Source organism: Stenotrophomonas sp. TD3 (genome assembly GCF_001939825.1).
GTDB lineage: Bacteria > Pseudomonadota > Gammaproteobacteria > Xanthomonadales > Xanthomonadaceae > Stenotrophomonas.
Window position 1 is genome coordinate 2,452,501 of sequence record NZ_MOYM01000001.1, and the last position, 26,990, is coordinate 2,479,490.

At 66.6% G+C, this 26,990-nt stretch carries 18 protein-coding genes and 2 rRNA genes (1 of these 20 running past the window's edge); 10 read left to right on the forward strand and 10 right to left on the reverse strand.

The features are described 5' to 3' along the window. Together BKE09_RS11425 and rrf are read left to right on the forward strand one after the other, a co-directional pair. A 23S ribosomal RNA gene (locus tag BKE09_RS11425) occupies positions 1-2,413 on the forward strand; it begins 465 nt to the left of the window's first position. A gap of 125 nt (positions 2,414-2,538) precedes the next feature. After that, positions 2,539-2,653: ribosomal RNA gene (gene rrf / locus BKE09_RS11430) — 5S ribosomal RNA — on the forward strand. 468 nt (positions 2,654-3,121) lie between these two features. Here the strand turns inward: rrf and BKE09_RS11435 are convergent. From BKE09_RS11435 to hemH, 4 genes are all read right to left on the reverse strand, one after another. Next, positions 3,122-5,227 carry a methyl-accepting chemotaxis protein gene (locus BKE09_RS11435; protein ID WP_075675812.1) on the reverse strand — a complete coding sequence of 702 codons (2,106 nt, stop codon included), beginning with the start codon at positions 5,225-5,227 and terminating at the stop codon, positions 3,122-3,124. Between the two features lie 14 nt (positions 5,228-5,241). Then, the gene (locus BKE09_RS23500; RefSeq protein WP_170871742.1) at positions 5,242-5,391 is read right to left on the reverse strand and encodes a hypothetical protein; all 150 of its coding nucleotides are present in this window, start codon (positions 5,389-5,391) and stop codon (positions 5,242-5,244) included. A gap of 126 nt (positions 5,392-5,517) precedes the next feature. Next, positions 5,518-6,372, reverse strand: coding sequence for an alpha/beta hydrolase (locus BKE09_RS11440; protein ID WP_075675813.1), 855 nt, complete (start codon positions 6,370-6,372; stop codon positions 5,518-5,520). Further along, positions 6,369-7,331, reverse strand: a complete 963-nt coding sequence (gene hemH / locus BKE09_RS11445; protein ID WP_075676703.1) for a ferrochelatase — start codon at positions 7,329-7,331, stop codon at positions 6,369-6,371. Before hemH ends, BKE09_RS11440 begins: the two co-directional genes overlap by 4 nt. Before the next feature lie 165 nt (positions 7,332-7,496). On the opposite strand from hemH, the gene BKE09_RS11450 reads away from it, so the two are divergent. The 4 genes from BKE09_RS11450 to tatC all read left to right on the forward strand — a co-directional run bounded on the left by BKE09_RS11450 (position 7,497) and on the right by tatC (position 9,919). Beyond that, positions 7,497-8,396 (forward strand): YSC84-related protein, encoded by a 900-nt coding sequence (locus tag BKE09_RS11450; protein ID WP_075675814.1) that lies wholly within the window; start codon positions 7,497-7,499, stop codon positions 8,394-8,396. A gap of 75 nt (positions 8,397-8,471) precedes the next feature. Then, complete coding sequence (tatA, locus tag BKE09_RS11455) at positions 8,472-8,699, forward strand: Sec-independent protein translocase subunit TatA (RefSeq protein ID WP_014648907.1); 228 nt, start codon at positions 8,472-8,474, stop codon at positions 8,697-8,699. Between the two features lie 15 nt (positions 8,700-8,714). Then, positions 8,715-9,173 (forward strand): Sec-independent protein translocase protein TatB, encoded by a 459-nt coding sequence (tatB, locus tag BKE09_RS11460; protein ID WP_075675815.1) that lies wholly within the window; start codon positions 8,715-8,717, stop codon positions 9,171-9,173. Beyond that, positions 9,170-9,919, forward strand: a complete 750-nt coding sequence (gene tatC / locus BKE09_RS11465) for a twin-arginine translocase subunit TatC (RefSeq protein WP_014038991.1) — start codon at positions 9,170-9,172, stop codon at positions 9,917-9,919. The genes tatB and tatC overlap by 4 nt, the downstream gene beginning before the upstream one ends. An 86-nt stretch (positions 9,920-10,005) precedes the next feature. Here tatC and BKE09_RS11470 read toward each other — a convergent pair whose 3' ends face one another. The 3 genes from BKE09_RS11470 to BKE09_RS11480 are packed head-to-tail and all read right to left on the reverse strand — an operon-like array spanning position 10,006 to position 13,521. After that, a complete protein-coding gene (locus BKE09_RS11470; RefSeq protein ID WP_075675816.1) occupies positions 10,006-10,917 on the reverse strand; it encodes a BPSS1780 family membrane protein in 912 nt (303 codons plus the stop codon). A 50-nt stretch (positions 10,918-10,967) separates the two neighbouring features. Beyond that, complete coding sequence (locus BKE09_RS11475; protein ID WP_014038989.1) at positions 10,968-11,714, reverse strand: glutamine amidotransferase; 747 nt, start codon at positions 11,712-11,714, stop codon at positions 10,968-10,970. Continuing rightward, positions 11,686-13,521 (reverse strand): GspE/PulE family protein, encoded by a 1,836-nt coding sequence (locus BKE09_RS11480; protein ID WP_075675817.1) that lies wholly within the window; start codon positions 13,519-13,521, stop codon positions 11,686-11,688. Before BKE09_RS11480 ends, BKE09_RS11475 begins: the two co-directional genes overlap by 29 nt. An 83-nt stretch (positions 13,522-13,604) precedes the next feature. Here BKE09_RS11480 and glyQ point away from each other — a divergent pair, with 83 nt between their 5' ends. The 4 genes from glyQ (at position 13,605) to BKE09_RS11500 (ending at position 22,586) form a co-directional block, all read left to right on the forward strand. Then, positions 13,605-14,516, forward strand: coding sequence for a glycine--tRNA ligase subunit alpha (gene glyQ, locus BKE09_RS11485; RefSeq protein WP_075675818.1), 912 nt, complete (start codon positions 13,605-13,607; stop codon positions 14,514-14,516). 87 nt (positions 14,517-14,603) lie between these two features. Continuing rightward, positions 14,604-16,679 carry a glycine--tRNA ligase subunit beta gene (gene glyS, locus BKE09_RS11490; RefSeq protein WP_075675819.1) on the forward strand — a complete coding sequence of 692 codons (2,076 nt, stop codon included), beginning with the start codon at positions 14,604-14,606 and terminating at the stop codon, positions 16,677-16,679. A gap of 256 nt (positions 16,680-16,935) precedes the next feature. Beyond that, positions 16,936-18,732, forward strand: coding sequence for an autotransporter assembly complex family protein (locus BKE09_RS11495; RefSeq protein ID WP_083663084.1), 1,797 nt, complete (start codon positions 16,936-16,938; stop codon positions 18,730-18,732). Then, the gene (locus tag BKE09_RS11500) at positions 18,729-22,586 is read left to right on the forward strand and encodes a translocation/assembly module TamB domain-containing protein (protein WP_075675820.1); all 3,858 of its coding nucleotides are present in this window, start codon (positions 18,729-18,731) and stop codon (positions 22,584-22,586) included. Before BKE09_RS11495 ends, BKE09_RS11500 begins: the two co-directional genes overlap by 4 nt. An 11-nt stretch (positions 22,587-22,597) precedes the next feature. On the opposite strand, the gene BKE09_RS11505 is transcribed toward BKE09_RS11500, so the two are convergent. From BKE09_RS11505 to BKE09_RS11515, 3 genes are all read right to left on the reverse strand, one after another. Beyond that, positions 22,598-23,845 (reverse strand): heat-shock protein, encoded by a 1,248-nt coding sequence (locus BKE09_RS11505; RefSeq protein ID WP_075675821.1) that lies wholly within the window; start codon positions 23,843-23,845, stop codon positions 22,598-22,600. Then, complete coding sequence (locus BKE09_RS11510) at positions 23,842-25,215, reverse strand: heat-shock protein (protein ID WP_240502901.1); 1,374 nt, start codon at positions 25,213-25,215, stop codon at positions 23,842-23,844. The genes BKE09_RS11505 and BKE09_RS11510 overlap by 4 nt, the downstream gene beginning before the upstream one ends. Before the next feature lie 80 nt (positions 25,216-25,295). Continuing rightward, positions 25,296-26,984 carry a molecular chaperone HscC gene (locus BKE09_RS11515; RefSeq protein ID WP_075675823.1) on the reverse strand — a complete coding sequence of 563 codons (1,689 nt, stop codon included), beginning with the start codon at positions 26,982-26,984 and terminating at the stop codon, positions 25,296-25,298. Positions 26,985-26,990 lie beyond the last annotated feature (6 nt).

Consider the following 26,990-nt stretch of genomic DNA (forward strand, 5'->3'; position numbering starts at 1 on the left):
AGAACCCCGGAGAGGGGAGTGAAATAGAACCTGAAACCGTGTGCGTACAAGCAGTAGGAGCTCCGCAAGGAGTGACTGCGTACCTTTTGTATAATGGGTCAGCGACTTACTGTTCGTGGCAAGCTTAACCGTATAGGGGAGGCGAAGGGAAACCGAGTCTGATAAGGGCGCATAGTCGCGGGCAGTAGACCCGAAACCGGGTGATCTAGTCATGCCCAGGGTGAAGGTGCGGTAACACGCACTGGAGGCCCGAACCCACTCCCGTTGCAAAGGTAGGGGATGAGGTGTGATTAGGAGTGAAAAGCTAATCGAACCCGGAGATAGCTGGTTCTCCTCGAAAGCTATTTAGGTAGCGCCTCATATGTATCCTCTCGGGGGTAGAGCACTGTTATGGCTAGGGGGTCATCGCGACTTACCAAACCATTGCAAACTCCGAATACCGAGACGGACTGTATGGGAGACACACGGCGGGTGCTAACGTCCGTCGTGAAAAGGGAAACAACCCAGACCCACAGCTAAGGTCCCAAATTCACTGCTAAGTGGAAAACCATGTGGAAAGGCACAGACAGCCAGGAGGTTGGCTTAGAAGCAGCCACCCTTTAAAGAAAGCGTAATAGCTCACTGGTCGAGTCGGTCTGCGGGGAAGATTTAACGGGGCTAAGCAGTGAACCGAAGCTTGGGGTGCATACTTTGTATGCGCGGTAGAGGAGCGTTCCGTAAGCCGTTGAAGGTGGATTGAGAAGTCTGCTGGAGGTATCGGAAGTGCGAATGCTGACATGAGTAACGATAATGCGGGTGAAAAACCCGCACGCCGAAAGCCCAAGGTTTCCTTGCGCAACGTTAATCGGCGCAGGGTGAGTCGGCCCCTAAGGCGAGGACGAAAGTCGTAGTCGATGGGAAGCAGGTTAATATTCCTGCACCTCGCGTAAGTGCGATGGAGGGACGGAGAAGGTTAGGTGTACCAGGCGTTGGTTGTCCTGGGGAAAGGCGGTAGGTTTGGATCTTTGGCAAATCCGGGATCCTTTAAGACCGAGCACCGAGACGAGCCTTTATGGCGAAGTCACTGATACCACGCTTCCAGGAAAAGCTCCTAAGCTTCAGCTTACGCAGACCGTACCGTAAACCGACACAGGTGGGTAGGATGAGAATTCTCAGGCGCTTGAGAGAACTCGGGTGAAGGAACTAGGCAACATGGCACCGTAACTTCGGGAGAAGGTGCACCCTTTTTGGTGGCTCGTGCGAGCTATAGCTGAAGAGGGTCGCAGTAACCAGGCCGCTGCGACTGTTTATCAAAAACACAGCACTCTGCAAACACGAAAGTGGACGTATAGGGTGTGACGCCTGCCCGGTGCTGGAAGGTTAATTGATGGGGTCAGCCGCAAGGCGAAGCTCTTGATCGAAGCCCCAGTAAACGGCGGCCGTAACTATAACGGTCCTAAGGTAGCGAAATTCCTTGTCGGGTAAGTTCCGACCTGCACGAATGGCGTAACGACAGCGGCGCTGTCTCCACCCGAGACTCAGTGAAATTGAAATCGCTGTGAAGATGCAGCGTTCCCGTGGCAAGACGGAAAGACCCCGTGAACCTTTACTATAGCTTTACACTGAACGTTGAGTTCGTCTGTGTAGGATAGGTGGGAGGCTATGAAACTGTGGCGCTAGCTGCAGCGGAGCCATCCTTGAAATACCACCCTGTCGTGCTTGACGTTCTAACCTGGGCCCATTATCTGGGTCGGGGACCGTGTATGGTGGGTAGTTTGACTGGGGCGGTCTCCTCCTAAAGAGTAACGGAGGAGCTCGAAGGTACGCTCAGCGCGGTCGGACATCGCGCACTGTGTGCAAAGGCATAAGCGTGCTTGACTGCAAGATCGACGGATCAAGCAGGTAGGAAACTAGGACTTAGTGATCCGGTGGTTCTGTATGGAAGGGCCATCGCTCAACGGATAAAAGGTACTCCGGGGATAACAGGCTGATACCGCCCAAGAGTTCATATCGACGGCGGTGTTTGGCACCTCGATGTCGGCTCATCACATCCTGGGGCTGTAGTCGGTCCCAAGGGTATGGCTGTTCGCCATTTAAAGTGGTACGCGAGCTGGGTTCAGAACGTCGTGAGACAGTTCGGTCCCTATCTGCCATGGGCGTTGGAGATTTGAGAGGGGCTGCTCCTAGTACGAGAGGACCGGAGTGGACGAACCTCTGGTGTTCCGGTTGTCACGCCAGTGGCATTGCCGGGTAGCTATGTTCGGAAGCGATAACCGCTGAAAGCATCTAAGCGGGAAGCGCGCCTCAAGATGAGATCTCCCGGGGCACAAGCCCCCTGAAGGAACCATGTAGACTACGTGGTTGATAGGTCAGGTGTGTAAGTACAGCAATGTATTGAGCTAACTGATACTAATGATCCGTGCGGCTTGACCATATAACCTCAAGTTGCCTTGGCTTTACGACAACGTCGTAAGAGCATCCAAGTGCACGCTACGTCACAAGAACTATGCGAGGCTGGCGCCTTGTCCCCCGGGACGAGTGCGACTCTCCAAAAGCCTCTCTGGTGAAATTAGCGCTGTGGAACCACCCGATCCCATCCCGAACTCGGAAGTGAAACGCAGCTGCGCCGATGGTAGTGTGGCTCAAGCCATGCGAGAGTAGGTCATCGCCAGGGTTTACACCCAAAACCCCGCTGCTCACGCAGCGGGGTTTTTCTTTGTGCGCAGAAAATGCGGGTAGTGCCGGCCGCTGGCCGGCACCTCCGTGGCTGCACACCGGCCGGTAGATCCACGCCATGCGTGGATATTCTCCGCGGGCAGCCACAGCGCCAACCAAGGTTGGCGTCTACCGAGGGCATGCGGACCCACAGTAGATCCACGCTGTGCGTGGATGTGCTGTCCCTGCGAAGAGAGCGGTGCCAACCCCGGCAGCGGGTCAGACAGTGCGCGTCGCTGTGATTGCCGGCCAGCGTCCGGCACTACCGGTAGATCCACGCGGTGCGTGGATGTGGCGCCAACCAGGGTTGGCCGCTACTCATGGCAGGTCCGGAAGCGGCTTTTTCCTGACCCATCACGCAAAAGCAGGCAAAAAAAACGGCGCCCTGCGGGCGCCGTCATGATCACGATCGAATTGCAGGCCCGGATCAGGCAGCCCGCGAGACCTCGTGCGGTTCCTGCTGGCGGAACACCGACACCGCTTCGGTAAGCGTACCCGCCTGCGATTGCAGCTCGCGGGCGGCCGCGGTGGCTTCCTCCACCAGCGCGGCATTCTGCTGTGTCGCCTGGTCCATCTGCACCACGGTCTGGTTGATCTGCTCGATGCCGACCGACTGCTCCTGCGAGGCCGCCGAGATCTCGTGCATCAGGTGGCTGACATTCTCCACGCCCCCGACAATTCCCTGCATCCGCTGGCCCGCGTCGGCCACCAGCTGGGCGCCTTCACCTACCTGGCGTCCGGCTTCGTCGATCAGCTTCTTGATCTCCTGCGCGGCGGCGGCCGAACGCTGCGCCAGCACGCGCACCTCGCTGGCCACCACGGCGAAGCCACGGCCCTGCTCGCCGGCACGCGCGGCTTCCACCGCTGCGTTCAACGCCAGGATATTGGTCTGGAAGGCGATGCCGTCGATCACGCCGGTGATATCGCCGATGCGCTTCGAGGCCCCTTCGATCGCCTGCATGGTGTCGACCACGCGCTGCATGGCGATGTTGCCGTCACTGGCGGCGGTCTGCGTGGTGACCGCCAGCTGGCTGGCCTCGCGTGCATGGGCAGCGTTCTGGCGTACGGTGGCGGTCAGCTCTTCCATCGAGGCGGCGGTTTCCTGCAGGTGCGCCGCCTGGCGTTCGCTGCGCTCGGACAGCGCGCCATTGCCCGCAGCGATTTCGCTCGCAGCGGTGCTGATCGAGGATGCGCACTGCTGGATGCGGCCGACCATGCGCGCCAGCTGGCCGGCGGTGGCGTTGGCATCGCGCTGGATTGCAGCGAAGGCGCCGTGATACTCGCCGTGCATGCGTCGATCGAGATCGCCGCTGGCCAGCGCCGAGAGCATCTGCCGCACTTCGTCGACGGTACTGCCCAACGTATCCAGCAGCTGGTTGATGCCACCGGTCAGCCCATCAAGGAAGCTGGCGCCTTCGGTTGCCTGCAGGCGCTGGTCGAGGTCGCCGGCGGCGGCGGCCGCGACGATACCGGCGACGGCGTTCTCCAGCGCGAGCTCATGGGTTCGGTCATGCCACTCCACGGCGAAGCCCAGGCGCAGGCCCTGTGCGTCGAAGACCGGAGTAACCACCTGGGCGAAGTGCACCGGGCCGATCTGGACCTTGCCGTTGTGGGTAACCTGCAGGCCATTGAGGATGGCGCGGATGCGGTCCGGGTTGGCGTGGAAGCGATGGATGCTGCTGCCCACCAGGCGCTCGGCATCGAAATCGGGGAAGGCCTGGCGCAGCGTCGCCTGCTGGTTGCGCAGCAGGGCGACCACCGAGCGGTTCACGTAGCGGATCACGTGGTCGTTGTCGGCAATCATCATCGCGGTGCGCGAGGCATCGAGGGCCTGGCGGATCTGCGCGTTCTCGGCGTGTGCCTCCGCTTCGCGTCCACGCTGGGCCTGCACATGGCGTGCAGTGTCGGCCAGCGCATGGGCCAGCGAACCCGGTGCGTAGGCGCTGGTGTCGGCGTGTGCACCAAGATCGGCACCGGTGGCGATATCGCGCGCCAGTGCGGCCAGCCGGCGGGGGCCGTGGCCGAGTGCTTCGGTCTGCTGGCGGAGCCGCAGTGCGACCTGGCCAAGGAACAGGGTCAGGCCGGCGAGCATCGCGGCCGGCAACAGTGTCGGCCCCACCGCGGCACCCGCCTGCAGCGGCGCCAGCAGTGCGAGCGTGCCGATGCTGCCGGCCAGCCACACCGGCAGGCGATCGCGATGGCCCAGCAGCACGCCCAGCAGCAGGGCGATCGGCAACGCCGGCGACAGGCCGGCGATCGCGCACAACAGGGCCAGCTGCAGTGACAACAGGATCGCCAGGCCGTTGCGGGCGATGCCGCGGCCTGCCAGCGGACCAGCCAGCCACAAGGCGGGCAACACCGCGCCCGCGGCCAACGCGGCGGCCACACCGTGCGGACCGCGCAGGGCCAGCACCAGGCCAGTCACGGCCAGCGCAGCGCTGCCGATCAGCAGTCGGCGGTCGGCGGCGCGGGCGAGCTGCTGCAGGTGCGACAGGCGGGCGGTATCGGGGGGACGGGCGGATGCAATGGACATCGGAGGCTCCTGGATCAGCAGACGACAACGAGCACGCCGCAGCGCACGCAGCAGGGCGTGACCAGGGCGGGTGCCGGGAATTCGAGGGATGCGGCGCGATCAGCGACGCGGAGACGGAACACCGCGGCCACATCCTGTGGGTGACGGTGCAGCAGAGCGGGCATGCGGACTTCCTTGCAGAACCAGACACATGCCGCAGGACCGACCGGGCCCGCGTGCAGCGGGCGCAGGGGCCCGCAACTGATGTATCGGCCGCAAACGCGCGGAGTGAAGCGCGCGGGCGCCTGCGCTCAGCCGGCGTTGTCGTTGCTGAAGAAGTGCAGGATCACGCCTGCGATCTGTTCCGGGTCTTCCATGTGCAGGTGATGGTTGCCGGGAAACACGGCCAACCGTCCATCCCGCAGGTGCTGCAGGCGATCGCTGCGCATCGGCTCGGGATAATAGGACTGCGCCGGCGTGGCATAGATCACCTGCGTCGGGCAGGCGATGGCCTGCAGCAGGTTGTCGATCTGGCCCTCGCTGAGGCGGATCGCGGTGGGCAGCATCAGGCGCGGATCACTGCACCAGCGATAGCCGCCTTCGACCGGCTCCACGCCGCGCTCGACCAGCAGCCGTGCGCACGGTTCGCTGAGCTGGTTGGTCATCATCCGTGCGCGGATCGGCGCGGCGAGGTCGGGGAACACGCGCAGCTGCTTGCGCGCCAACGCACGGGTGGCGTTCACATGCTCGCGCAGGCGATGGGCGGTTTCTTCCTCGGGGCCGCGCAGGCCACCGAGGGCTTCGATCGCCACCAGGCGTTCGACGCGGTCGCTGACCGAGGCGGTGAGGCTGGCGATGCCGGCGCCCATCGAATGGCCGAGCAGGCTGAAGCGGTCCCAGCCCAGCGCGTCGGCCACGTCGAGTACGTGGCAGATCGCAGCCGCCGTGGTGTAGCTGGCACCGGCCGGCAGATGCGCGCTGTGGCCATGGCCGGGCAGGTCGATCGCCACCAGCTGCAGCGACGACAGGTGCGGGGCCAGCGGTACGAAGCTGGCGGCATTGTCGAGCCAGCCATGCAGGGCCAGCACGCGCGGGCCTTCGCTGCTGTTGCGCAGGCCGGCGACGCGGGTGCCGCCGACCTCGAGTTCAAAGGGCTGCAGATTCATGCCAGCGAGGCCACGGCCAGTCGCGCCAGTGCGCGCGCGTGTTCCGGTTCGGCATTGAGGCAGGGGATGTAGCGCATCGTCGCGCCACGTTCGGCCAGCGTTTCGGTGAAGCCCATCGCGACTTCTTCCAGCGTTTCCAGGCAATCGGTGGCGAAGCCGGGGCAGACCACGTCGATCTGCTTCACGCCGGATTCGGCCAGGGCCCACAGGCTCGGCTCAGCGTAAGGCTGCAGCCAGCGCTCGCGGCCGAAGCGCGACTGGTAACCCATCTGCCAGTCGTCCTTGCCCAGGCCCAGCGCGTTGGCGATGGCCTGCGCGCTGGCCTCGCAGCGCTGCGGATACGGATCAGCCGCGTCGGCCAGGCGCTGCGGGATGCCGTGGAAGGAGAACATCAGTGTCTGGCCGCGGCCATGCTGCTCCCAGTAGCGCCGGATCGAGCCGGCAACCGCTTCGACCCAGCCCGGATCGATCGAGTAGTCGCGCACCAGGCTGACGGTCACGCCTGGATTGCGGCGCTGCCAGGCGTCGACGCGGTCTTCGACCGAGGCGGTGGTGGTGGTCGAGTACTGCGGGTACAGCGGCAGCACCACGATGCGGCGCGCGCCTTCGGCGGCGAGGCGGTCGAGCTCGCTGGCCAGGGCCGGTTCGCCGTAGCGCATCGCGTGGCGCACCTTCAGGGTCGGCAGCAGGGCCTGCATGGCCTGCGCCAGCTGCCGGGTATGGACCATCAGCGGTGAGCCATCCGGCAGCCAGACCTGGGCGTACTTGGCCGCCGAACGGCCGCTGCGCAGCGGCAGGATCAGCCCGCGCAGCAGCGGCTGCCACAGCAGCGCCGGGATCGAGACCACGCGGGGGTCGGACAGGAATTCGGCCAGGTAACGGCGTACGGCGGGGGCCGTCGGCGTCTCGGGCGTGCCTAGGTTGACCGCCAGCACGGCGGTATCGGGTGCGTCGAGCATGGTGTGCATTGTCGCCGATCCGGTGCCCCGCCGGGATGCAGGGTTCGGATTGCGGGCATAGCGCGCATCAATGTGAGCAGGGAACGCTCATTGGCGATTCATGACAACACTACTAATTTCAGTCACTTGCTATATCTTCCTATGGACTGACTTCTGGAGCCTGCCATGCGTCGCCCGATCCAAGCCCTGCTGATCGCCGCCAGCCTGCTGTCCAGCCAGGCCATGGCCGGACCGCAGGAAGACCAGCGCGCCCGCAATGCCGTGCGCGTGCTGGCTGAAATCCAGGAAATCCCTGAACAGGGGATTCCGGACAAGTTGCTCGACGAAGGCCGCGCGGTCATCGTCATTCCCGACACGATCAAGGCCGGCCTGGTCATTGGCGGTCGTCGCGGCCACGGGCTGATGTCGGTGCGGATGCCCAATGGCGCCTGGTCCAGCCCGGTATTCGTCAAGCTGACCGGTGGCAGCATCGGCTTCCAGGCCGGCGTCCAGTCTTCGGACGTGGTGCTGGTGTTCCGCAACGACCGCAGCCTGGACAATCTGGTCAACGGCAAGTTCACACTGGGCGCCGATGCCGGCGTTGCCGCCGGTCCGGTCGGCCGCAATGCCGCCGCCGCCACCGACGGCCAGCTGAAGGCCGAGATCTGGTCCTGGTCGCGCGCCCGCGGCCTGTTCGCCGGTGTTGCGCTGGATGGCGCGGTGCTGCAGATCGACGATGCCGCCAACCTTGAAGCCTACGGCAGCAACACCACGCCGCGCATGATCTTCGAAGGTCGCGCCGTCGGGTCGCCGTCGATGGACGTGGTCGCCTTCCGTGATCGCCTGGAAGAGGCCACCTACGCCGCCCGCAACAACCGCAACGGCAACGGTGGCAACGCGCCGCGCCCGGCGCCGGCCCCGGCTGCCGCTCCTGTGCCTGCGCCTGTTCAGGCAGCGCCGGCGGCCCCGGCCGAAGCCACCACGGCGCCGCTGCAGAACGTCCCGCAGAACCCGCCGCCGCAGCAGCAGGGCTTCCAGCCGGTCAACGACGGCGAAATCCGCACGGAAACGCTGGGCGGAAACTGACTTTCGTCACGCGCGCCGGCTAACAGCCGGTGCGCTATGCTCGACAGCCTGATCACTAACGTAACGAGCGTCTTTATGGGCAGTTTCAGCATCTGGCATTGGTTGGTCGTGCTGGCCATCGTCCTGCTGGTGTTCGGCACCAAGCGCCTGACCAGTGGCGCCAAGGACCTCGGTTCGGCGGTCAAGGAATTCAAGAAGGGCATGCGCGACGACGACAAGCCGAACGCGCAGCTGGGCGACGAGTCGCGCAGCCAGGACGCCTCGCGCACCGCGCAGGACGAGCACGACCGCACCCCTCGCTGATCCGGAGCGGTCGCGGTGTTTGATATCGGCTTCAGCGAACTGCTGGTGATCGCCGTGGTCGCCTTGGTGGTGCTCGGTCCCGAGCGCCTGCCCAAGGCGGCCCGCTTTGCCGGCCTGTGGGTGCGTCGTGCCCGCAATCAATGGGATTCGGTGAAACAGGAACTGGAGCGCGAACTGCAGGCCGAGGAGATCAAGCGGCAGATGCAGGACGTGCGCCAGGGCATGCAGGACACCGAGAACCAGCTGCGCGCCAGCGGCGAAGCGATCCGTCGCGAAGCGCAGGAAGCGCAGCAGCAGGGCGATACGCTGGCGCAGGAGGTGCGCGCACCGGCCCCCGCGGATCTGCCGCCGCATATGAGCGGCCTGCCCCATGCCGATGCACCGGTACAGGAGCGCGCTGCTCCCGAGCCGACCCCGGCGACAACCCCTGAAGCCGGTGCGCCGCCGCCGCAGAGCACGGAGCGCCAGCCATGAGTGAACAGGATTTCGGCGAAAGCTCGCTGGTCGAACACCTGGTGGAACTGCGTGGCCGCCTGGTACGCGCATTGCTGGGCCTGGGCGTGGCGCTGCTGGCGCTGTTGCCGTTCACCCAGAAGCTGTACAACGCGCTGGCCGAGCCGCTGGTATCGCAGCTGCCGAACGGGCAGACGATGATCGCCACCAACCCGGCCGGTGCCTTCTTCGCACCGCTGAAGCTGACTTTCTTCGTTGCCCTGTTCGTGGCGGTGCCGTGGCTGCTGTACCAGCTGTGGGCCTTCGTCGCGCCCGGTCTGTATGCGCGCGAGAAGCGCCTGGCGGTGCCGCTGCTGGTGTCGTCGGTGCTGCTGTTCTACACCGGCTGTGCCTTCGCCTACTTCCTGGTGCTGCCGGCGGTGTTCCACTTCCTGACCACCTTCAGCCCGGACGTGATTGCGATCACCCCGGATGCGAATGCCTACCTGGATTTCGTGCTGGCGATCTTCTTTGCCTTCGGCGGCAGTTTCGAACTGCCGGTGGCGATGGTGATCCTGGTGCTGCTGGGCTGGGTGACGCCGCAGCAGTTCAAGGAAGGCCGCGGCTACGCGATCGTCGGCATCTTCGTGCTGGCAGCGGTGCTGACCCCGCCGGACGTGGTCTCGCAGCTGATGCTGGCGATCCCGATGTGCCTGCTCTACGAGCTGGGCATCCACGCCGCACGCTGGCTGGTGCCGTCGTCGGTAGTGAAGAAGCCCGCCGCCTGAAAAAACAAAAGGGGACGGAGGGGATTAAGTCGTTTATGCCCAGTGTGTGCAGCTAACGACTTAATCCCCTCCGTCCCCTTTTTCCGTCAGGCGTGGAAGACGTCGCTTGAGGTCGGGGTGGTCGGGATCGGCGGTGCGGCGCGGCTGCCGCGATGCACGAACATCTGCTTCCACGCGGCGTAGACCGCGCCGACATACAGCGGCATCAGCACCGTGGTCAGTACCAGCTGCGCGATGAAGGCGGCGGCCAGCGGGCCACCGATCAGCATCGCGATCTGGATCACGATCACGAACAGGATGTAGATGCAGAACGCGGCGATCAGGCCGAGCACGGCGAACACGATCATCGCGCCGATGTTCTCGATGCAGCCCTGCAGGCTCAGGCGCAGCGCGTGCATGCCGCTCTGCTTGTCGAACACCACCAGCGCCGGCTGGGTGAACATCGCCAGCGACAGCGCGACTGCGCTCAGGAACACCAGCAGCATCCACAGCGCGATGCGCTTGGCCGGCAGGTTGGCGACCAGCGCGGCTGCGTCGTCCGGCTTGATCTGCTGGCCACTGCGGCTGATCTCTTCCATCTTGGTCATGACCTCGCTGAAGGCGGTGAAGCCCTCGCGGCCGATCATCAGGAACAGCAGCGCGCCCAGCAGCAGTACCGCCAGCACCTGGATCGCCAGCGGCACCAGCAGGTGGCTGACGCGGTGGTCGCGGATCGGCTGCAGCAGGTGCGAGGCCAGGCCCGGGCGGCCTTCGTCGATCTCACCCACGGCGTACAGCATGCCGCCGAACATGATCGGCGAGATGGCCAGGGTCATCAGCTGTACGGCCATGCCGGCGGCACCGGGAATCAGCGTCGACAACAGGGTGACCACCCAGCTCACCAGCAGCCAGGTCAGACCGATCCGGGCCAGCTGCAGCGGCGCACGCCGATACAGCGAGAACGTATCCAGCAACCACTGGGCGCCCGCCGAGGCCGGCAGCTTGCGAATCTCTTTCATGGACATCCGGGAAGGACAGGAGGGGGCCGGGCGGTTGCCCGTGGCGCCGATTATCCCTGTTTTGCCGCCGGCTGGGCTGAAGACAGCCGCGCCTGGCGGACGAAGCGGCGCAACAGCTGGCGGGCCAGCGGTGCGGCGCTGACTGCGCGCTCGATGCTGCGGGCACAGCCGCCGTGGCGGCCGATGCAGTCGGCGCGGGCGCGCACGTAGCCGCGCATGTGGTGGGTGGCGAACTCGGGATGGAACTGCACGCCCCAGGCCTGGCGTCCCCAGCGGAAGGCGTGGCAGCCATCCAGCGGGGAGCGGGCCAGCACTTCAGCACCGTCGGGTGCGCGCAGCACGGTCTGCAGGTGGGTGGCGTGGGCAGCGAAGTGCTGCGGCAGGCCCTGGAACAGCGGGTCCTGCGCCGCCTGCGGCTGCAGCTCCAGTTCGATCGTGCCGGACTCGCGCCCGGCCGGGTTGTAGGCCACTTCCCCGCCCAGTGCGTGCGCCAGCAGCTGGTGCCCGTAGCAGATGCCGAACACCGGCAGGTCGGCATGGGCGGTCTGGCGCAGCCATGCGGCGCTGCGCTCGCTCCATTCGGCATGGTCGGTGACGAAGGCGGCCGAGCCGGTCACCAGCACGCCGGCGAAGGCATGCGGGTCGGGCAGGGCATCCCCGTGTTCGACATCGACCACCACCGTCTCGTGCTCTTCCAGCCCGGCGGCGACGCGGATCCAGTGCGGGAAGCGCCCGTAGCGGCGCAGTGACGGCACCGGTCGGCCGGTTTCAAGGATCAGGAACGGGGCTGGGTTCATCCGGGGGCGGCAGGACTGACAGGACTTCCTCGATTGTAGTCAGCCCCTGCGCCACCTTTTCAAGCCCGGCCTGGCGCAGGGTTCGCAGCCCTTCAGCCCGCGCGGCGCGGGTGAAACCGGCCAGATCCATGTCGGCGCGGATCTGGCCACGCAGCCGCGAGCCCAATGGCAGCAACTCATACAGGCCGATGCGGCCGAGGAATCCGGTGCGCCGGCACTCCAGGCAACCGACCGGCCGACAGGGCGTGGCGGCATCTGGATATGCGGCTTGGCTATCAGCCAGCACCGCCCAATCGGCGGCGCCGAGGCTGTGCGGCTGCTTGCAGTGCGGGCACAGCGTGCGCACCAGGCGCTGGGCAAGGATGCCGTTGAGGGTGCTGGCCAGCAGGTAGTGCGGCACGCCCAGGTCGAGCAGGCGGGTGACCGCCGATGGCGCGTCGTTGGTATGCAGGGTGGACAGCACCAGGTGGCCGGTCAGCGACGCCTGCACCGCCATCTGCGCGGTCTCCAGGTCGCGGATCTCACCGATCATGATGATGTCCGGGTCCTGCCGCAGCAGGGTGCGCACGCCGCTGGCGAAGTCCAGGTCGATGTTGGCCTGCACCTGCATCTGGTTGAATTCGGGCGCGATCATCTCGATCGGGTCTTCCACCGTGCAGACGTTCACGTCCGGCGTGGCCAGCCGCTTCAGCGTCGAATACAGGGTGGTGGTCTTGCCCGAGCCGGTCGGGCCGGTGACCAGCACGATGCCGTGCGGGCGCTCGACCAGCGCATTCCAGCCGGCGGCTTCCTGCGGGCTGAAGCCGAGCTGGTCGATGCTCTTGAAGGCGGCATCGGGGTCGAAGATGCGCATCACGCACTTCTCGCCGAAGGCGGTGGGCATGGTCGACAGGCGCATCTCGACTTCGCGGCCGCCCGGCGAGCGGGTCTTGATGCGGCCATCCTGCGGGCGCCGGCGTTCGGCCAGGTCCATGCGGCCGAGCACCTTGATGCGGCTGACCACGGCGGTCATCACCGCCGGTGGCACCTCGAACACCTTGTGCAGCACGCCGTCGATGCGGAAGCGCATGCGCCCCATCTCGCGGCGCGGCTCCAGGTGGATGTCCGAGGCGCGCTGTTCGTAGGCGTACTGCAGCAGCCAGTCGACGATGTGCACGATGTGCTGGTCGTCGGCGTTGACGTCGCCGGTGCGGCCCAGCTCGACCAGCTGCTCGAAGCTGGGCAGGGTGGTGCTGGCCTCGCCGCGGACGTCGCCGCGGGCGCCACGCACCGAGCGGGTCACCCCGTAGAACTCCATGGTGTAGCGGTGCAGGTCCAGCGGGTTGACCACCGCCAGCTCGATGCGGCGGCGGGTCAGGTGCTGCAGGTCGCGGCGCCATTCCTGTACCAGCGGCTCACTGGTGGCCACCAGCACGCGCTCGGCATCCACTGCCAGCGGCAGGAAACGGTGGCGGCGGGCATAGGCGTGGGAGACCAGCGCGGTGACGGCCGCGACGTCGACCCGGGTCGGATCGATGCGCAGGTAGCGGCTGCCGGTCCGCCGGGCCAGCCATTCGGTCAGGCGCTCCAGGGTCAGCTCGCCACCGTCGCGGGCGGCCAGCTTGAGGTTGGACAGCAGCACCAGCGGATGCACTTCACTGGCATTGCGCGCGCCCTGTGCGGAAAACCGCATGCGCTCGCCCTCGTGCTCGGCGACCAGGCCATCGGCCAGCAGCGCCGCACCGACCTGTTCGAAATGCAGGCGGCCCCACGGCAGCGGGACGCCGCCTAGCTGGCCGGGCGTGCCCACCGGCAGCCGATGTTCCATCTGCCTGCTCCTCCCGGGTACGGAATGCCCCGCAGGTCGGCCGTTATACTAGCGCACCCCCTTGCCGGCCAAGACTCGTACGCATGTCCGCGACCCCGACCGTTCCGATCACCTTCCAGGGCCTGATCCAGACCCTGAACCAGTTCTGGGCCCAGCAGGGCTGCGTGCTCATCCAGCCGCTCGACCTGGAGGTGGGCGCCGGTACCTTCCACCCGGCCACCTTCCTGCGTGCGATCGGTCCGGAAAGCTGGAACGCGGCCTACGTGCAGCCGTCACGCCGCCCGACCGATGGCCGCTACGGCGAGAACCCGAACCGCCTGCAGCGCTACTACCAGTACCAGGTGGCGATGAAGCCGGCGCCGGACAACATCCAGCAGCTGTACCTGGATTCGCTGAAGGCACTGGGCATCGATCCGCTGGTGCACGACCTGCGTTTCGTCGAGGACAACTGGGAATCGCCGACGCTGGGCGCCTGGGGCCTGGGCTGGGAAGTCTGGCTCAACGGCATGGAAGTGACCCAGTTCACCTACTTCCAGCAGGCCGGTGGCCTGGAGTGCCGCCCGGTGCTGGGCGAGATCACCTACGGTCTCGAGCGCCTGTGCATGTACCTGCAGAACTGCGACAACGTCTACGACCTGGTCTGGACCTACGGCCCGGACGGCCAGCCGGTGACCTACGGCGACGTCTACCACCAGAACGAGGTGGAGCAGAGCACCTACAACTTCGAATACGCCGACGTCCAAGAAATGTTCCACCGCTTCGACGCCTGCGAGCGTGAAGCGCAGAAGCTGGTGGAAGTGAACCTGCCGCTGCCGGCCTACGAGCAGGTGATGAAGGCCAGCCATACCTTCAACCTGCTCGATGCGCGCCGCGCGATCAGCGTGACCGAGCGCCAGCGCTACATCCTGCGCGTGCGCGCGCTGGCCCAGGCGGTGGCCAAGGCGTACTACGAGCAGCGCGAGAAGCTGGGCTTCCCGGGTGCGAAGAAGGCCTGACCGCCTTCCGGCACCGACCCGCTTTTCACCCACTACCCGGGGCGCCGGACGCGTTGCGCGCTGCGCCCCCACCACAGGATCGAACCGATGAGCCAATTGTCCCCCCTGCTGATCGAACTGGGCACCGAGGAGCTGCCGGTCAAGGCGCTGCCGGGCCTGGCCCAGGCGTTCTTCGACGGTGTCGTCGAAGGCCTGCGCAAGCGCGGCGTCGCGCTGGAACTGGGCGATGCGCGCCCGTTGTCGACCCCGCGCCGCCTGGCCGTGCTGCTGCCGGGCGTCGGCCTGGAGCAGCCGGAACAGCACAGCGAAGTGCTGGGCCCGTACCTGAACATCGCGCTGGACGCCGAAGGCCAGCCGACCAAGGCCCTGCAGGGCTTCGCCGCCAAGGCCGGGATCGACTGGACCGCGCTGGAGAAGACCACCGACAACAAGGGTGAGCGCTTCGTGCACCGCGCGGTGACCCCGGGTGCGAGTACTGCCAGCCTGCTGCCGGAAATCCTGCGCGAGGCGATCGCGGCGATGCCGATTCCCAAGCCGATGCGCTGGGGCGACCATGCCTGGGGCTTTGCGCGCCCGGCGCACTGGCTGGTGCTGCTGCACGGTGCCAACGTGGTCGAGGCCGAGCTGTTCGGCCTGCAGGCCGGCCGTGTCAGCCGCGGCCATCGTTTCCACCACGACCAGGCCGTGTCGCTGGCACAGCCGCAGGACTACGTTGAAGCCCTGCGCGCCGCGTTCGTGCTGGTCGACCCGAGCGAGCGCCGCGCGCGCATCGTCGCCGAGGTCGAGGCCGCTGCGGCCAAGGCCGGCGGCAGCGCCCGCATCACCGACGACAACCTGGAGCAGGTGGTGAACCTGGTCGAGTGGCCGTCTGCGGTGCTGTGCAGCTTCGAGCGCGCGTTCCTGGCGGTGCCGCAGGAAGCGCTGATCGAGACGATGGAGATCAACCAGAAGTTCTTCCCGGTGCTGGATGACAGCGGCACGCTGACCGAGAAGTTCATCGGTATCGCCAACATCGAATCGAAGGACGTGGCCGAAGTGGCCAAGGGCTACGAGCGTGTGATCCGCCCGCGCTTCGCCGATGCCAAGTTCTTCTTCGACGAGGACCTGAAGCAGGGCCTGGTGTCGATGGGCGAGGGCCTGAAGACGGTGACCTACCAGGCCAAGCTGGGCAGCGTGGCCGACAAGGTGGCGCGCGTGGCCGCCCTGGCCGAAGTGATCGCACCCCAGGTTGGTGCCGACGCTGCGCAGGCCAAACGTGCGGCCGAGCTGGCCAAGAACGACCTGCAGTCACGCATGGTCAACGAGTTCCCGGAGCTGCAGGGCATCGCCGGCCGCCACTACGCCGTGGCCGGTGGCGAATCGGCCGATGTGGCGCTGGCCATCGACGAGGCCTACCAGCCGCGCTTCGGCGGTGACGACATCGCGCTGTCGCCGCTGGGCAAGGTGCTGGCGATTGCTGAACGCGTCGACACGCTGGCCGGTGGTTTCGCCGCAGGCTTGAAGCCGACCGGCAACAAGGACCCGTTCGCCCTGCGCCGCAACGCGCTGGGCCTGGCCCGCACCATCATCGAAAGCGGCTTCGAGCTGGACCTGCGTGCGCTGCTGGCCAGCGCCAACGCCGGCCTGGCCGCGCGCAACGTGCAGGCCGACGTCGGCGAGCTGTACGACTTCATCCTCGACCGCCTGAAGGGCTACTACGCCGACAAGGGCGTGCCGGCCACGCACTTCAATGCGGTGGCCGAGCTGAAGCCGGCCTCGCTGTACGACTTCGACCGCCGCCTGGATGCGATCGGCACCTTTGCTGCGCTGCCGGAAGCCGAGGCGCTGGCCGCGGCCAACAAGCGCATCCGCAACATCCTGCGCAAGGCCGAGGGCGACATTCCGGCCCAGATCGATCCGGCGCTGCTGCAGGAAGATGCCGAGCGCGCGCTGGCCGAAGCGGTCACCGCGGCCATCGACGACACCGGCGCCAGCCTGCAGCACAAGGACTATGTGGCCGTGCTGGCACGCCTGGCGCGCCTGCGCCCGCAGGTCGACGCGTTCTTCGATGGCGTGATGGTCAATGCGGAAGATCCGGCGCTGCGTGGCAACCGCCTGGCGCTGCTGACGATGCTGGGCGAGCGCCTGGGCAAGGTCGCGGCGATCGAGCATCTGTCGAGCTGATGCCCGTATCGGAAGTGCCGGCCGCTGGCCGGCATTGCCACCGCGCATCGGATCGATCTGTGGGTTGCCGGCCAGCGGCCGGCACTACCGGATCACCGCTGGCGGATGTCCATCGGGGTCATCGCCGGCATCGCGCACGATGCCGGCATCCTCGCCTGCATTCACGATGATCGCCACAAAGGCGCGTATTTTGACCGCCACTTAACAACCGATCCCGAATGACGTGATGCATTTCGCATCGTCACCTTCGGTCGGTATGCTGTGCCGCATGCAGCCAAAGAAATACGCCCTGCCGCTGATGGTCCTGTCGCTGGCCGCCACCTCCGTGGTCCACGCGCGCGGCACCATCGACAAGGTGGACATCAAGGGATTGGACAAGGGCGACGACGCCGCAATCATCGAGAACATCCAGGAATCGCTGTCGCTGTACGACACGATCGGCAAGGAACAGGGCGAATCGCGCCTGGAATACCTGCTGTCCCAGGCCGAGCGGCAGACCCGCCAGGCACTGGAACCGTTCGGCTACTACAACCCGGTGATCAAGGTCGAGGCGCCGCGCGAGGACGAGCACGTCCGCGTGCTGATCCACGTCGACAAGGGCACCCCGGTGACCGTGCGCCGCGAGCACATCGACATCACCGGCCCGGCGATGTACGACCAGTACCTGCAGGATGACTTGGCCGCGTTCAAGCCGCGCAAGGGCCAGCGCTTCGAGCACACCCAGTACGAAGCCAGCAAGATCACCATCACCCGGCGCCTGGCCGAGCGTGGTTACTTCGATGCCGACTACACCCAGCGCCAGGTGCAGATCACCCGCGCCGACAATGCCGCCGACATCGACCTGACCTGGGACAGCGGCCGCCGCTACAACATGGGCCCGGTGCGCTTCGAGCAGGACTACTTCGTCGACAAGCTGTTCGATCCGCTGGTGTACTGGGACCAGGGCAGCTACTACCACGAGGGCAAGCTGGACCGCCTGCGGCAGTCGCTGACCAAGCTGGACTACTTCAGCGTGATCGACATCCAGCCGCGCCCGGACCAGGCCGACGAGAACGGCGATGTGCCGGTGGACGTGAAGCTGACCCGGGCCAAGCGCACGATCTACACCGCCGGCCTGAGCTACGGCAGCGAGAGCGGCCCGGGTGTGCGCGGTGGCATCGAGCGGCGGTTCCTGAACAACCGCGGCCACAAGATGAACACGCAGCTGGACTATGCGCAGAAGCGCAAGAGCCTGGTCACCAGCTACCGCATCCCGGCCTTCAACTGGCTCGATGGCTGGTACACCTTTGCCGCCAGCGCGTACGACGAGCAGACCGACTACATCGACCTGCGCAACTTCAAGCTGATCGCCAGCCGCAGCGGCGAGATCAACGAGCACTGGACCGCGATCGCCTCGGTCAACGCACTGCGCGAGCGCTGGCGCTATGCCTCCGGCACCGAATTCACCGACGCGGTCTACAACACCTCGACGCTGGTGTACCCGCAGATGGTTGCCGACTACGTCAACGTCGACGATGAGATGTTCCCACGCAAGGGCATCAGCGGTACCGCGACGATGCGTGCCGGCGTCGAAGGCGCCGGCTCGGACACCAGCTTCGTGCAGGCCAACGCCGTGTTGCGCTGGTACATCCCGGTGGGTGAAAGCAATCGCCTGATCCTGCGCGGCGAGGGTGGCACCACCTGGACCAGTGACCTGGTGGCGATGCCACCGAGCCTGCGCTACTTCGCTGGCGGTGACCGCAGCATCCGTGGCTATGCCTACCGCGAGGTGGGGCCGCGCACGCCGGCACCGGACAAGTACGCGCTGGGCGCCAAGAACCTGGTGATCGGCTCGGCCGAGTACGAGCACTATTTCAACGGCGGCCCCTGGGGCGCGGCGGTGTTCGTCGATACCGGCAGTGCCTTCGACAACACCATCGACCTGCACACCGGCGTTGGCTTCGGCGTGCGCTGGAAATCGCCGGTGGGCCCGGTGCGCATCGACGTGGCGCATGGCCTGAACAACCCGGATTCGCAGTTCCAGCTGTACCTGAACATCGGAGCGGACCTGTGAGCACGCCCGCACCGACCCCGAACACGCCGCCGCCGCGCGTGCGTTTCTACCGCCGCCGCCGCTTCTGGGCGTGGTCCGGCGCCGGCGTGATCGGCCTGGTACTGCTGGCCCTGCTGGCGGTGTACTGGCTGCTGCAGACCGTGGCCGGCCGCGATGTGCTGCTGGCACAGGTGGTGGCGCGGCTGCCGGTGGGCGCCAGCTTCACCTGGGACAAGGTGGACGGCCCGGTGGCCGGCCCGCTGACCCTGTACAACGTCGACTTCCGCTACGACGACATCCACTTCCACGCCGAGCGTGCACACCTGGAGCCGGACCTGCGCCCGCTGCTGGGCCGCAAGCTGCTGCTGGACAAGCTGGAGCTGACCAATGCGACGTTGAACCTGGCCAAGAGTGACGAGCCGTTCAAGCTGCCGTCGTGGCCTGATTCGCTGCCGCAGATCGAAATGCCGCTGGCGATCCAGGCCGATGCCATCGCCATCGACGGTTTCCGCATCAGCCAGGCCAACGAGCCGGTGATCGACATCAGCCGCGTACGTGGCGGCATCGAGATCGCCAACGGTGAGTTCCAGGCGCACAAACTGGTCGTGGACAGCGACATGGGCAATTTCACCGCCCAGGGCCGCTACATCCCGGCCAAGGACTACGACACCGACGTGACGGTGACGGCAGTGCTGCCGGCGCCGCGTGGCCGTACCGCAGCGACGCTTGGCCTGATCGCCCGTGGTGACCTGTCGCACATGGAAGTAGCGGTGGCCGGGCGTGCGCCGAAGCCGCTGCACGCGATGCTGGTGTTCGATGGCCGCACCGACCCGAGCTGGAGTGCCAGCATCCGCAGCGACGAGCTGGATCTGGCGCTGCTGTCGCCGGCATTGGCCAGCTCGGCGATCGCGCCGCTGGCATTGGACTTCACCGCCGCCGGCAAGGGCGGCAACGCCAACCTGCGCGGCAAGGTGAAGCAGGGCGACCAGGAACTGGAGCTGGCACCGTCGGTGGTATCGCTGCAGGACCAGGTGCTGAAGGTTTCACCGCTGCTGGTGAAGGGCCTCGGTGGCGAAGCCCGCCTGGAGGGCACCGCTGATTTCAGCCAGGAAGACCAGCAGAAGCTCAACTTCTCGGTGGTCGCGCGGGACCTGACCTATGTGCCGGCGCCCGATCCGAACACCGCCGGCAGCGCACCGGTGCCGGTGACCCTGAAGGAAGCACGCTTCGGCCTGGCCGGCACGTTGAAGGCCTGGGCCGCGATCGGCCGCGCCGAGGTGGAGCGTGATGCACAGAAGGCGCAGCTGCGCTTCGACGTGCGTGGCAACGACCAGGCCGCGTCGATCCACCAGCTGCAGGCGCAGACGCCGGGTGGGCAGCTGCAGGTGGAAGGCCAGGTGGCCTGGGCGCCGCAGCTGGACTGGGACGCCAAGGCCACGCTGAAGGACTTCGACCCCGGCTATTTCGTGCCGGGCTGGAACGGCCGCCTGTCCGGCAACCTGGCCTCCAAGGGCCGCCAGCTGCCACCGCCGGCCAATGCCGCACCGGGCACCGCCGGAACGCTGGAAGCCACGGTGGACCTGCCGTCGCTGAAGGGCATGCTGCGCCAGCGCAACCTCGACGCACAGGGCAAGTTCGCGCTGCAGGGCGCGCAGGGCCAGGGCGACCTGAAACTGTCGCTGGGCAGCAGCCGGGTGACCGCGTCGGGCAAGGTCGGTGACCGCCTCGACATTGATGCGCGTTTCGAGCCGCTGCAGCTGAGTGACCTGCTGCCGGGCGCCGACGGTGGCCTGCGCGGCCAGGTGCAGGTGAAGGGCCCGCGCGATGCGCCGGACATCACCGCCGACCTGGTCGGCAACAACCTCAACTGGGATGGCTACGGCGCCGAGAGCGTGAGCATCAAGGGCCACCTGCCGTGGCGCGGTGACAGCGGCACGCTGGCGGTGCAGGGCCAGCAGGTCAACGCCGGCATGCTGCTGGAACGCTTGAATGTGGATGCGCAGGGCAGTGTCTCCAACCTGCGCCTGGCGGCGCAGACCCGCAACGAGATGGGCGCGATCGAGCTGCAGGGCAGCGTGCGCCAGCAGGGTGCGCAGTGGCGTGGCGAGCTGGCATCGCTGCGCATCGCACCGGTGAAGGGCGACGCCTGGTCGCTGCGTGCACCAGCGGCGTTCGCGATCAACGGCGGCACCTACACGCTGTCCGAAGCCTGCCTGGCCGCCGCCAGCAGCGGTGCACTGTGTGCACAGGCCAACTGGCCGCGCGAGGGCCTGGTGGTGCGCAGTGATGCGTTGCCGCTGGCGCTCGTGCAGCCGTGGTTGCCGCCGCAGTCCGGCCGCCGCATCTACCTGCGTGGCGATGTCAGCCTGGACGCGCAGATCCGCCCGCGCGGCAACGCCTGGGAAGGCCATGTGGAAGTGCGCTCGAAGGAAGGCGGCGTGCGCCTGGGTGAGAACCGCAATGCCGTGGGGGACACCACCCGTGGCGAGCTGGTGCGCTACGACCAGTTCTCGCTGAAGCTGGACATGACCCCGGCCAGCATCAAGGGCTACCTGGGCATGGGCTTCCAGGGCAACGGCTTCGTCGACGCCAAGATGCAGACCGGCTGGGAAGCCAGTGCGCCGCTGAACGGTGAGCTTTACCTCAACATGTCGCGGCTGTACTGGCTGGAGCTGTTCTCGCCGGACATCGTGCGACCGACCGGCCTGATCGAAGGCCACGTCAGCCTGCGGGGTACGCGTGGCCAGCCGTCGCTGGGTGGTGACGCGCAGCTGAGCAACTTCAAGGGTGAATTCCCGGCACTGGGCCTGACCTTCGACCAGGGCAAGGGCAGCTTCGTGGCCCAGCCCGACGGTTCGGCCAAGATCACCGCGCAGGCCAACTCCGGCCAGGGCACGCTGTACGTGGATGGTGGCCTGTCGTGGTTCGGCGATGCACAGCCGCTGCAGCTGAAGATCCACGGCGAGAACGTGCTGCTGTCCAACACCAGCGAACTGCGCATCGTCGCCAATCCCAACCTCGACTTCACCCTGGCCAAGGCCGCGATGGAGCTGCGTGGCACCGTGCACGTGCCCGAGGCCGACATCGATCTGGAGCGCCTGGACCGCGGTACCTCGGTGTCCGAAGACGTGGTGGTGCTCGACCCGGCCGATCCGGAAGAGTCGCGCACCTCGCCGCTGGACATGGACCTGACGGTCAGCCTCGGTGACAAGGTGAAGATGACCGGCTTCGGCCTGAAGGGTGCACTGACCGGCAAGATGCAGGTCTGGGCCAAGCCCGGCCGCGAGATGACCGCCAATGGCGGGCTGGAAGTGAGTGGCCGCTACAAGGCGTATGGGCAGGACCTGACCATCACCCGCGGCAACCTCACCTGGAACTACAACGCGGTGTCCGACCCGCGCATCAATATCCGTGCCGAGCGCCGGATCGGTGATGTCACCGCCGGCATCGACGTGACCGGGCGTGCGCAGCAGCCGCGTGCTGACGTGTGGTCCGATCCGGCCATGTCGCAGTCCGAAGCGCTGGCCTACCTGGTGCTGGGACGCAGCCTGACCGGTGCCAGCAGCGACCAGACCCAGCAGGTCAATGCGGCCTCGGCGGCACTCTCTGCAGGCAGTGGCCTGCTGGCCTCGCAGCTGGGCGCCAAGCTGGGCCTGGACGATGCCGGCGTGAGCCAGTCGCGCGCGCTGGGTGGCTCGGTGATCGGCGTCGGCAAGTACATCTCGCCCAAGCTGTACGTCGGTTACGGCGTGTCGCTGGTCGGTGCCGGTTCGGTGATCACGCTGAAGTACCTGCTGCGTCGCGGCTTCGACGTGGAAGTGGAATCGAGCACGGTGGAAAACCGCGGTTCGATCAACTGGCGGCGGGAGAAGTAACCCGCCGCCACTCAACCGCCCTCTGTGCCGGGGTCCATCTGGCTGACGACGGCGAAGGAGGGGGCTGGCCTGCGCGGACGAGGCCCGTGCGTGAGCATGCCGAGTGCATCGGACGGCGACGATGGTTCGACGGGCGCTGGCGCGGACGCCGTTCGCGATGGAGTCCATCCCACGAAGGTCGCCAGCATGACGACGCCGGCCACGATGACCACCGAGGCATGGATCGCCACGCGTTTCATGCCGGACGTGCTGATCGCAAGCGGTCGCGCGGCATCACCCAGCAGTGCCAGAACTGCCAGAACCGCCAGCACGATCATTGCACCCAGCAGGCAGCGAACAATCGCCACCTGCATCTTCAGGAGACTGAAGGGCCTGGGCTGCGATATCGCCATCCAGAAGGCGATCTGATCTGCGTCCAGTGGCGCCAGCGTGTCGCGGACGGTGTGCACCCCCAGATGCTGCATCGTGCGCCGCATGGTGCCTGCGCGCCCGGGCACGCAGGCCGACAGCGTCGATTCCAGCCAGTGCCACGGTCGGGTCAAGCGTTCCATGCGGGCATGGGCTTCCTGTGCGGACACGCGGTCCTGCGGTCGATCCAGTGCTTCGGTGAGGGCCGCGTGGTTGCGCGGCTGCAGCAGCCAGTGGCGATGCAGCTGGCTGCGTCGTGCACGCACCCGGTAGGGATCGATATCACCCCGGATCTCATCCCAGCAGAAATACCGGCTGAGCAGATCGAAGTTGGACTCGCACAGGGGCCCGCCCTGGTGCAGCAGCTGCTGCAGTACCACGTCGCCGATGCGTGGCCTGTCAGCCAATGACCACAGCTCCGGACGATGGGCCAGCCAGCGCTCGAAGCTGGCCGGGTCGGCGTCGCCGGCGGTGTTGACCAGCAGGCGCGCAAACCGGGGCAGGTTCAATGACTGCTCCACCACATCGTCCGGCATGTCGGTGTCGAGCGTGCATGGATGATGCAGCACCGGCATGTGGTCCATCGGCGAATGGCTGTCGTACGGCGCCGGTGGCTCGGGTGGGCTGTTGTCTGCAGGCGTGGTCGTCAGCGCTTCTGCACTGCTTTCCTCCTGCCAGTGCGCGCGGTTGCGTACCCACCGCAGCGCTTCCTGGTAAGCCTCGTGCAGCGCCTGGAATGCCACCGGGTCTTCGTCCGGGCGCGCCGCGCGCAATTTCTGCGCGTAGGCGCGCTTGATCGCCCGTTCGTCGGCGCCGGCGTCGAGCCCGAGAGCGTCCAGCGCCCGGTTCACGCAGTGTTTCCAGAGGCCGGCGGGAGCCGGTCAATCGGCGCGTGACGACGCGCGCGATGCACGAACTCGGCGCCCCACTGCAGCAGGGTCAGAACGATGCCTGCTTCGGCGATCAGCATGGCAAGCACCATGAACACGGCGTGGCGGATTCCGAACCGCATCCGGGCACCGACGCGTCGCCACAGGCGCGCAGTCGCCAAGGGCAGTGCCATGAAGATCAAGAGCGTACCTTCCATGCGGTGGCCCAGGCCATGGACAAGAACCAGGCTGCCGATCGCCATCAACGGCGCCGGCAGGGCCAGCAGCAGGCCTGCACGCTGATGAGTGAGGTCAAGCGTAAGTTGGCGCAGCGCCCAGCGAACGGGCACCCACAGTACTCCCATCACCACCAGCAGCAGGCCCAGGAGCGCCCCCATCTGGACGAACATCGCGGCTTCGCCTGCCTTTCCCTGGACCAACGAGACACCTGCGATTCCACCAAAGAACAACAGGCTGCAGACGCCCAGCAGCACGCCACGCAGCGCGTTCACCTGCCAGCGCCACCGGTTGGGCCGGGAGACGTCGGCAAGACTTCGCCAGAACAGGATCTGCTGCGGATCCCATGCCTCGGGTACCTGCTCCCTTCCCCCCGACTCGATGGCATCCAGCAGTGCGTTGACTTCATTGATGTGTTCGGGCAACTGCGCCTGCCAGAGGGATCGTCGCGGGTGCCATGGCTGCGACAGGTAGCGCAGGCAACGGCTGACCGTGATCTTCCCCAGCCGCAGGCTGCCCTCCTGTTCAAGCTGCGCTGACAGCTCCGCCGCATTGCCGGTCTCGGCGGCCCAGCGTCGATGACCGCGCGATCGGATCGATATCAGCCTGTCCGCATCCAGGCCGTCGTGAACATCATCCCAGCCGAAACAACGTGCCAGCAGATCCATGTTGGCGGCGCTGATGCCACCGTGACTGCGTGCCAGTTCGTCCAGCAGTGCGTCGCCCACCAATGGCTTGTAGCGCAGCGACCATAGGACCGGCGTGGCCTCCAGCCATGGCCCGAAGTCTTCAGGGGAAGACAGATGGGCCATGCGCAGGATCGTCTGCGCATGGCCCGATACATGGACCACACCCTCCAGCTCCACCACGGGTGCTGTGCGCAGCAGCACCGGCGTGCCGCGGGGTGGCAATGGAGGCGAGTACGAACGTGTCCCGGGCGGCGTCGAGGCCGCGTCGGCGTCGTACGGCCAAGGTGTGATGTCGGCTGCATGCTCTGCCGGTTCGGCCTCGCTCGCGGTATCGGCCAGAGGATCCTGGCGGGCCCAGTCCAATGCCGCCTGATAGGCCTCATGCAGGTGCTGGAAGGCGATGGGATCCTCGTCGGGGCGGGTCACCCGCAGGCGCTTTGCGTAGGCGCGCTTGATCGCGCGCTCGTCAGCCGTCTCGTCCAGCTCCAGGACGTGCAGTGCCCAGCTCATGCATCGCGCTCGAGGGTGTCGAGTACCTCGTCCAGCTGATGGCGATGACGCTCGACGGCAACGGCATCCTGGCTTTCCAGTACATGGCGGAAGCTGCTCAGCCACGACTGCAACAGTTCGCGGTGATGGATGCGTTCCTCGTAGAGGCGCTCGGTGCGGGCAATCACGGCCAGGTTGGGCTGAGCGTCGCGCGGGTGGATCTTCAATGCTTCCAGCACCCGCAGGCGCTGCTGGATTTCTTCGGGTGACAGCAGCCCGGGGTTCTGTTCCAGGATGAGCTCGTGGCGCCTACCGGTAGCGTCCTCGGTGACTTCGACCTGCAGCAGCCCGTTCACGTCGTAGGTAAAGCGGGCGGTGACGCTGCGCTCCTGCATCGGAACGGAATGGGTCAGCGGCACGCTCAGCTCACCGAGCTTGATGTTGCGATCCACCGTCGGGCTCTCGCCCTGGAACACGTCGATGCGGATGGCACTTTGCCGCTCGTGCAGCGGGTAGAAGCGATCCTCGCGGCTGACCGGCACCACGCTGTTGCGCTGGATGATCGGGTGGAAATAGCCGCTGCGCTCGCCACCGGAAGCATCCTGGCGGGATACCTGGGTGCCCAGTGTGTAGGGGCAGACATCGGTCAGCACGACCTCGCGCAGCGATTCGTCGCGCGCCTTCAGTCCGGCGGCAACGGCGGCACCCAGCGCAATCGCCTGGTCGGGATGGACATGGCGCAGTGGCAGCCGGCCGAACATCCGGGTCGCCAGCCTGCTGACCATCGGCATGCGTACCGCACCGCCGACCAGGATGATGTCGTCCAGCGCCTCGGGCTTGAGCCGGGCGTCGCGGATCGCGCGCTCGATGGGCGTGCGCATGCGCAGCAGCAGCGGCTCACAGAGCTGCGCGTAGCGTGCCTCATCCAGCTGCCACTGGCGTTCGCGGCCGGCCAGGGGCAACTGCAGGCTGGCAGCCCCGCTCTGGCTGAGTTCGCGCTTGAACAGTTCCAGCCGACGCAGCAGCTGCGCCTGCTCGGCAGCGGACAGGTCGCTGGCGGACGTGCCCTGGTCGGCATGGAAGGCCTGCACGAGTACCTGCAGGAAGTCCTCGCCGCCCAGGAAATTGTCGCCGGCGCTGGCATGCACTTCGACCACGCCGTCGAACAGTTCCAGGATGGAGACGTCGAAGGTGCCACCGCCCAGGTCCAGCACCAGCACGCGGCCTTCGCCGTCACGCTCCTGCAGGCCATAGGCCAGCGCGGCGGCCGTGGGTTCATTGATCAGGCGCTCGACACGGATGCCGGCCAGCTCGCCGGCAGCCCGGGTGGCCTTGCGCTGGGCATCGGAGAAGTAGGCCGGCACGCTGATCACCGCTTCCTCCACCTTGTGGCCCAGGGCGGCTTCGGCGTCGGCCAGCAGCGAACGCAGCACCATCGCCGAGAGCTCCTCGGGACGGAAGCTGCGCTCACCCAGCCGGGTCTCACGGTCGCTGCCCATCCAGCGCTTGAAATGGGCCACGGTCTGCTGCGGATGGCTGACCAGGCGGTCACCGGCCGGCTGGCCGACCAGCACGGCGCCATCGACGAGGCTGACCACCGAAGGGGTCAACAGCTCGCCATGGGCATTGGGGAACAGCTGCGGTCCCGCTGCCGTGTGCATGCCGATGAGGGAATGGGTGGTGCCAAGATCGATGCCGACGATCATCTGCGG